Here is a 7,316-nt window from a genome sequence, read left to right as displayed (position 1 = left end):
CCCGGCAACGACAGCATCAGAAATCTGCATGCATCGAAACGACTAAGGTGCAGACCGGCGCGAAAGGCTGTCGCGCACAGGGTGCGCTCCTACAAGGGAACGAACGCCACGCGAAGAGAACGTGACCCGGGCCGCGGGAGCGGTCCGAAAGCCCGCCGTCCCATGGGGACTCCCTGCGGTCGCAGGCGAGCCTGATCGCGGTAACTCGACGACCAGGCACAACGGCTGTGCCGGTGAGACATGCAACCAAGACCGAGGCGAAAGGCTGTCGCGCACAGGGTGCGCTCCTACAGGGGAAGTATCGCGCGCTGCGAACGTGATGACGACGACCGTGCCACACGTGCCATCCATTACACCTCGTGATGCAGCCCTTCCGCCTGCACCACAGCATTGCCACGTGGCACGAGTTCCACCAGATACATCGCCGCCAACACCAGCGCACCGCCGACCACCATGCGCCAGGTGAGCGCGTCGTCGCCGAAGGTGACGGCGAAGCCTGCCGCGAATACCGGTTCCATCGTCATCACGATGGCCGCGCGGGTGGGCGACAGGTGTGCCTGTGCCCAGGTCTGCACCAGCATCGCGCCGGCACCCGCGGCGAGCGCCATGTACGTCACCGCTGCCCATGCGCCGCGGTCCGGCGGCAGGCTCGGGCCCGAAGGCAGCGTGGCGAGCAGGCAGATGAGTGCGATCACCAGCATCTGCACGGCGGACAGCGCGAATGCGTTGCCCGGTCGCGACCAGGTGCCCAGGCCCACGATGTGCAGGCCATACAGCAGGGCCGAGACCAGCGTGAGCCACACGCCGTAGCCGATGCTGAAACCATGCAGCGCGAGCAGTCCCAGGCCGCCCACCGAGAGCAGCACGGCGATCCACGTGACGGGGGGCAATCGCTGGCGCAGCAGCACCGTGCCCAGCAGTGGCGTGAACACCACATACATGCCCGTGACGAAGCCGCTGATGCTCGCCGAGGTGTGTTCCAGCCCGGAGGTCTGCAGCAATTGCGCTATGCCGTATACAACGCCCAACGCGATGCCTTGCGTCCACTCGCGGCGACCGAGGCGCAGCAGGTGGCGATGGAACAGCAGCGTCATCACGAGCGCGGCGATCACGAAGCGCACGGCGAGAAAATCCGCCACCGGCATGCGCGCCACCAGGTCCTTGATGAGGAAGAAGGTGGAACCCCAGATGGCGGTGACACTGATCAGTCCGAACGTGGCGAACGCGGCGGCGCGTGGATTTTCCGCGCTCATGCATCGCTCCCGCGGGATGCCTTGCGTCGCAGCAGCCGCATCCATTGGCCGGGAATCTGCAGCAGGAAGTGCGACCAGATGCCGAGCCACACGAGGGCGGACACCCACGGCTTGCGCGCCTCGGGATCGAACTTGCGGAACCAGCGCCACATGCCGCGATGCTTGTGGCGGCTGACGAACACCGGGCGATGCCGGCTCGAACTGCCCTTGCCATGCAGCACGCGCACGTCGCCGGCGAGCATCACCCTGTAGCCCGCGTCGCGCACGCGGCGGCACAGGTCGAGGTCTTCGCAGTGAAGGAAATACGCTTCGTCGAAGCCCGCCAGGTAATCGAACAGGCGCCGCGGCAGCACCATCAGCGCGCCGGACACGGCTTCCGCTTCCACCAATGCGTGCGGCATCGGGCCTTCGATATTCACACCCTCGCCGGGCCGGTTGAACAGGGTGTTCAACGAACGCCGGAGCAGCGGATCACGCCGGTAGGAGGCCGGGTCCGGCTCGCCGTTCTCGTCGCAGACCACCGCGCCGACGAGCCCGACCCGCGTTTGCGTGGTGAGGATCTCGAGCAGGCGCACCAGGGCCGCGTTGTCGATCAGGCAGTCGGGATTGAGCACCAGCACCGTCTTGCCATGCGCATGCGACACGCCACGGTTCACCGCCGGTCCGAAGCCGAGGTTGGCATGGTTGTAGACCACCTGCAGCCGCGTGTCGTTTTCGTGCGCGCGCGCGATGGCCTGTGGAATGCCGTCGGCCGACGCATTGTCGACCAGGATCATTTCCAGCGGCAGCTCGCAGGCGAGCACGCGGCGCACGCAGTCGCGCAGGGTGGGGCCGCTGTCGGCGGCGACCACGATCACGCTGAGCGGCAGCGCGGACGAGAAAGCTTGGGCGGTATCGGTATTCACTACGACAAGTATGCGGGAGGTGACGCGTGTTCTGGACGTGAAAGATCGCGATGTTGGCAGGCTTCAGCGCCGGCGGCCGCGTCCGAGCACTTCGTGGACGGGCGCCGGTACGCCGTTGGCGCCGCGGGAGAGCCAGGGCCGCTCACCTTCCCAGCCGCTGAGTGCCCAACCGGCGAGCCGGTGGACATGGTCGGTGTGCCTGTCCCACAGGATCTCGCCGCGGTCGCCCGGCAGGCGGGCCGCAAACCAGCGGCCGCCGGGTCCGAAGCAGCAATGCGGGCTCGCCCGTTCGATCACCCGCCCCTGCGCGAACACATAACGCCCGCGCCCGCTGCCGCGTTGCTCATAGCGTACCGATTCGCCGTCGGGGTCGCGGAACTCGCACCGTGCGTCGGTCCAGGTGACGGGTGCCAGCTCGATGATGTGTACGGGAGGGCCGATGGGCGCCAAGGCCAGTTCGTTCCATTCCGGCGTGGGAGCTGCCGCGGGCGAACGCCTGGTGCGACGGTCCAGCAATGAGTCCATCAGCGCGAGCAGCGAATAGCCGACCAGTGCGCCAAGCAGGGCACAGCCCCAGGCAAGCAGGTCGCCGCCCAGGGCGCGTTGCGATGCGAACAGCACGCCGGGCAGGCCCCAGTAAAGGCCGCGTCGACTCAGTTGGGCATAGTGTTCGATGCGGTGGCGAAACATCACCGCGCCGACCATCAACAAGAGCCATAGCGGCAGCCCCACCCACCAGGGGAGCAGCGCCATCGCGATCGTCCACGCCGCCGCCGGCAGCAAGGTGGCCATCCACCGGCGGTTCGCGCGGGTCGCCACGTCAGGTCTGCAGCAGCGGCCTGGCGTGGCGATTCGGCATCAGCCGCACCACGCCCGTGCGTTGCGGAACATGCGCATCCACGGCGAATCCTCGCCCCACTTCTCCGGATGCCAGCTCATCTGCACCGAACGGAACACGCGTTCCGGGTGCGGCATCATGATGGTGACGCGGCCATCGGCGGCGGTGAAACCGGTGAGGCCGCCAGGGGAGCCGTTCGGATTGAGCGGATAGTCCTCGGTGGGCCTGCCGCGGTTATCGACGTAGCGCAGCGCGCCGCCCGACTTCGACGGGCTGCAACTGTGCGGGAAGCTTACGCGGCCTTCGCCGTGCGCCACCGCGACCGGGATGCGCGAACCGGCCATGCCCTTGAAGAAGATGCTCGGCGAATCGAGCACTTCCAGCGTGGCCACGCGTGCCTCGTACTGCTCGGACGCGTTGCGCAGGAACTTCGGCCAGTGCTGTGCGCCGGGGATGATGTCCTTCAACTGGCTCATCATCTGGCAGCCGTTGCACACGCCCAGCGCGAAACGCTGCGCATCGGCGAAGAACGCGCTGAATTCGGCGCGCAGGTATTCGTTGTAGAGGATGGACGTGGCCCAGCCACGCCCCGCGCCCAGCACGTCGCCGTAGGAGAAACCGCCGCACGCGGCGAGGCCACGGAAATCGGCGAGCTTGATGCGGCCGCTGGCGAGGTCGGACATATGGACGTCCACCGCGTCGAAGCCGGCGCGCGTGAACGCGGCCGCCATCTCGACCTGGCCGTTGACGCCCTGCTCGCGCAGCACGGCGACGCGCGGACGAGCGCCCTTGTTGATGTAAGGCGCGGCGATGTCGTCGGCCGGGTCGAAGGTGAGCTTGGGGCTGATGCCCGGGTCGGCATCGTCCAGGCGCCATTCGTTCTCGGCGTCGGCGCTGATCGGGTTGTCGCGCAGGCGCTGCATGGCATAGCTGGTTTCGTTCCACGCTTCGAACAGCGTGCGCCAGTTCCACTTGAACTGCGTTTCGCCGTTGTGGAACAGCTTGATGCCCAGCTTTTCCTTCGGGCGGCCGATGCGATAGGCCATGCCGGTGAGTTCGTGCTTCACCAGCAATGCCTCGAACGCCTCGCGGTTGGCCGTGGCTACCTGCACCACGGCGCCGAGCTCTTCGTTGAACAGCGCGCGCAACGCGGCTTCGGCCCAGCCGTCGAGATGGATTTCCAGGCCGCAATGCCCGGCGAAGGCCATTTCCAGCAGGGTCACGATGACACCGCCGTCGGAACGGTCGTGGTACGCCAGCAGCAGACCGTTGGCGTTCGCTTCCTGCACGAGGTTGAACAGCGACTTCAGGCGCTTGGCGTCATCCAGGTCCGGCGGCACGCCGCCGCCGCGGTTGAACACCTGCGTCAGCGCGGAGCCGCCGAGGCGGTCGCGGCAGGCGCCGAGGTCGAGCAGCCACAGTTCGGAATCGCCCCGATCCAGGCGCAGCTGGGGGGTGAGCGTGCGGCGCACGTCGGTGACGCGGGCGAAGCCGGTGATCACCAGCGACACCGGCGAGACGGTGCGCTGCGTGGTGTCGCCGTCCTTCCATACGGTCTGCATGGACAGCGAGTCCTTGCCGACCGGGATGGAGATGTCGAGCTCCGGGCACAGCTCCATGCCCACGGCCTTCACTGCGTCGAACAACGCGGCGTCTTCACCGGCGTAGTTCACCGCGGCCATCCAGTTGGCCGACAGGCGCACTTCGCCCAGCGAGGCGATCGGCGCGGCAGCGAGGTTGGTGATGGCTTCGCCGACCGCAAGGCGCGCGGCATCGGCACTGTTGAGCAGGGCGACCGGGGCGCGTTCGGCCATCGCCATCGCTTCGCCGGTGTAGCCGTCGAAATCGGTGATGGTGACGGCCGCGTCGGCCACCGGCACCTGCCACGGGCCGACCATCGGGTCGCGGGCATTGAGGCCACCCACGGTGCGGTCGCCGATGGTGATGAGGAAGCTCTTGCTGCCCACGGTGGGCAGGCGCAGCACGCGCAGCAGGGCTTCGTCCATGCTGATGCCGGCCAGGTCGGGCACGACGTCCACGCGCGGCTTCACGCGATGCGCGTCGCGGTGCATGCGCGGCGGCTTGCCGAACAGCACGTCCATCGGCAGGTCGATCACCGTGGTGTCGGTGCGCGGGTCGTGCACGACGAGGCGGCGCTCGGAAGTGGCTTCGCCCACCACGGCGTACGGGCAGCGCTCGCGCTTGCAGTAGCCCTCGAATTCCTCGAGGTCGGCCGCGCCGATGGCGAGCACGTAGCGCTCCTGCGACTCGTTGCTCCACAGTTGCATGGGCGAGAGCGACGGGTCGTCGCACGGCACCTTGGAAAGGTCGATGCGGCCGCCGACGCCGGCGTCGTTGAGCAGCTCGGGGATCGCGTTGGAGAGGCCGCCCGCGCCGACGTCATGCACGCTGACGATGGGGTTTTTGTCGCGGCGGGCCCAGCAGCTGTCGATCACCTGCTGCGCGCGGCGCTCCATCTCGGCGTTGTCGCGCTGCACGGAGGCAAAGTCGAGCTCCTGGCTGGAGGTGCCCGACGCCACCGACGAGGCGGCGCCGCCGCCCAGGCCGATCAGCATGGCCGGGCCACCGAGCACGATCACCTTGTTGCCCGGCTGCACGTCGCGCTTCTGCACGTGGTTCGCGCACATGTTGGCGAGGCCGCCGGCGATCATGATCGGCTTGTCGTAACCGCGGCGCACGCCGGCTTCGCCGGTCTCATGCTCGTAGGTGCGGAAATAGCCGCCCAGGGCAGGGCGGCCGAATTCGTTGTTGAACGCGGCGGCGCCGAGCGGGCCGTCACGCATGATTTCGAACGCCGTGGCCATGTGCGGCGGCAGCGGACGCTCCACCTCCCACGGACGCGGCTTGCCCGGAATGCGCAGGTCCGACACCGAGAAACCGGTGAGGCCGGCCTTCGGCTTGGCGCCACGGCCGGTCGCGCCTTCGTCGCGGATCTCGCCGCCGGCGCCGGTGGCGGCACCCGGCCACGGTGCGATCGCGGTCGGGTGGTTGTGCGTCTCCACCTTGATCGCGTATTCGACGCGCTCGTGGTGCGGGCGCCACACGCCATCGTGGTCGGGATAGAAGCGGTTGCCCTCGAAGCCCTCGATCACCGCCGCGTTGTCCTTGTAGGCGGACAGCGTGTGGGCGGGCGAGTGCTGGTGGGTGTTCTTGATCATGGCGAACAGGCTCTTGTCCTGCGCCTCGCCATCCATCGTCCAGCTCGCGTTGAACACCTTGTGGCGGCAGTGCTCGGAATTGGCCTGCGCGAACATGAAGAGTTCGGCGTCGGTCGGGTTGCGGCCCAGTTCCGCATAGCGATCGACCAGGTATTCGATCTCGTCGTCGGCCAGCGCGAGGCCCAGCTCCTTGTTGGCCTTGTCCAGCGCCGCCTTGGCGTCGCCCGCGAGGTCGATGTACACCAGCGGGCCGGGCTGGCCGCCGAGGAACAGATGCTGCGCTTCATCGAGGTTCGTGAGCACCGACTGCGTCATCGCATCGTGCAGCACGTTCATCACCGCTTCGTACTGCGGCAAGTCAGCCGCCGGCAGCCCCGCCACCTGCCAGGCCACGCCACGCTCCACGCGACGCACGTCGAAGCCCGCGCCATGCAGGATGTCGGTGGCCTTGCTCGACCACGGCGAGATCGTGCCCAGTCGCGGCACGACCCAGACCGAAGCCGTTTCCGGCGCCCCGTCCTTCGCCTCGAGCACTTCCAGCAGGCGACGCCGCTGCTCGCCTTCGGGCATGCGGTCGGCGTCGATGAAATAGATGAACCACGACGATTGGACGCGCGTGCCGTGATGGATGGCTTCCAGGCGCGCGTTCAGGCGTTCAAGGCGAAAAAGCGAGAGGGCGCTCTGCCCGTCGAGTGCGATCATGCGGGGAACGGGGGCTATGCGAAAACGCGCATTGTACCTCAAGGCGGGTGTGGGATTCTGCGGCGCAGCAATGAGGGTAAACGGGGTAAGGGGGCTGGGCTCCTTGCCGGGGCTGGCGCTAAAGCATTGAAACATAGGGTTTTCGCTGGGGTTGTCCAGGTTGGGGCGTCGTTAGGCAGGGGCGGCTACGGGCCGCCGTGCCCCTGTAGGAGCGCACCCTGTGCGCGACAGCCTTTCGCGCCGGTCTGCATGTTCATCGTTTGGATGCATGAAGATTTCTGGTGCTGTCGTTGCCGGGTTTCTGCGATCTGGCTCTCCTGCGACCGAAGGGAGTCCCCGTGGAGCGGCAGGCTTGCGGACCGCTGCCGCGGCTCAGGCCACTTTCTCTTCGCGTGGCACTCCCTTGTAGGAGCGCACCCAGTGCGCGACAGCCTTTCGC

Annotated in this window: 4 protein-coding genes; all 4 read right to left on the bottom strand. The window is 67.7% G+C overall.

Features of this window, described 5'->3' with window-relative positions:
- Positions 1 to 350: 350 nt before the first annotated feature.
- Positions 351 to 1,253, bottom strand: a complete 903-nt coding sequence (locus JMF82_RS21265; RefSeq protein ID WP_201316522.1) for a DMT family transporter — start codon at positions 1,251 to 1,253, stop codon at positions 351 to 353.
- A complete protein-coding gene (locus JMF82_RS21260) occupies positions 1,250 to 2,158 on the bottom strand; it encodes a glycosyltransferase family 2 protein (RefSeq protein ID WP_236585618.1) in 909 nt (302 codons plus the stop codon). Before JMF82_RS21260 ends, JMF82_RS21265 begins: the two co-directional genes overlap by 4 nt.
- A gap of 63 nt (positions 2,159 to 2,221) precedes the next feature.
- Positions 2,222 to 2,950, bottom strand: a complete 729-nt coding sequence (locus JMF82_RS21255) for a hypothetical protein (protein ID WP_201316521.1) — start codon at positions 2,948 to 2,950, stop codon at positions 2,222 to 2,224.
- Between the two features lie 66 nt (positions 2,951 to 3,016).
- A complete protein-coding gene (gene purL / locus JMF82_RS21250; RefSeq protein WP_201316520.1) occupies positions 3,017 to 6,877 on the bottom strand; it encodes a phosphoribosylformylglycinamidine synthase in 3,861 nt (1,286 codons plus the stop codon).
- Between the last annotated feature and the right edge of the window lie 439 nt (positions 6,878 to 7,316).

It is taken from the genome of Dyella sp. EPa41 (assembly GCF_016586165.1).
In the GTDB taxonomy this organism is placed as follows: Bacteria; Pseudomonadota; Gammaproteobacteria; order Xanthomonadales; family Rhodanobacteraceae; genus Dyella.
Note: the sequence above shows the minus strand (reverse complement) of the source record. Positions and strands in the feature narration are given on the sequence as shown.

Coding starts and splice junctions, on each gene's coding strand:
- JMF82_RS21265 (WP_201316522.1), bottom strand. CDS start 1,253: ATGAGCGCGGAAAATCCACGCGCCGCCGCGTTCGCCACGTTCGGACTG.
- JMF82_RS21255 (WP_201316521.1), bottom strand. CDS start 2,950: ATGGCCACCTTGCTGCCGGCGGCGGCGTGGACGATCGCGATGGCGCTG.
- purL (WP_201316520.1), bottom strand. CDS start 6,877: ATGATCGCACTCGACGGGCAGAGCGCCCTCTCGCTTTTTCGCCTTGAA.